General features: G+C 54.1%; 1 protein-coding gene. It reads left to right on the top strand.

What is annotated here, in order from left to right; all coding sequences use genetic code 11:
• Nucleotides 1-436, top strand: a 436-nt coding sequence (locus ACTHTU_RS11370; RefSeq protein WP_440362609.1) for an FtsX-like permease family protein, incomplete at both ends; no start/stop codon positions are given.

The raw sequence follows: 436 nt of genomic DNA, 5'->3' as shown, positions 1-436 counted from the left end.
CTTCAACAAACGCCCGCTGACCGTCATCGGCGTGATGAAAAAAGAGGAAAACTCCTTTGGCAACGCCGACGTATTGATGCTCTGGTCGCCCTATACGACCGTGATGCACCAAATTACCGGCGAGAGCCACACCAACTCGATTACCGTCAAAATCAAAGACGATGCCAACACCCAAGTCGCCGAAAAAGGGCTGACCGAGCTGCTCAAAACGCGGCACGGCACGGAAGACTTTTTCATGAACAACAGCGACAGTATCAAGCAGATGGTCGAAACCACCACCGGCACGATGAAACTGCTGATTTCCTCCATCGCCTTGATTTCATTGGTGGTCGGCGGTATCGGCGTGATGAACATCATGCTGGTGTCCGTAACCGAGCGCACCAAAGAAATCGGCGTGCGCATGGCGATCGGCGCGCGGCGCAACAACATCCTGCAA

This window comes from Neisseria sp. P0020.S005 (assembly GCF_051957055.1).
GTDB classification, from domain to species: Bacteria; Pseudomonadota; Gammaproteobacteria; order Burkholderiales; family Neisseriaceae; genus Neisseria; species Neisseria subflava_A.
Note: the sequence above shows the minus strand (reverse complement) of the source record. Positions and strands in the feature narration are given on the sequence as shown.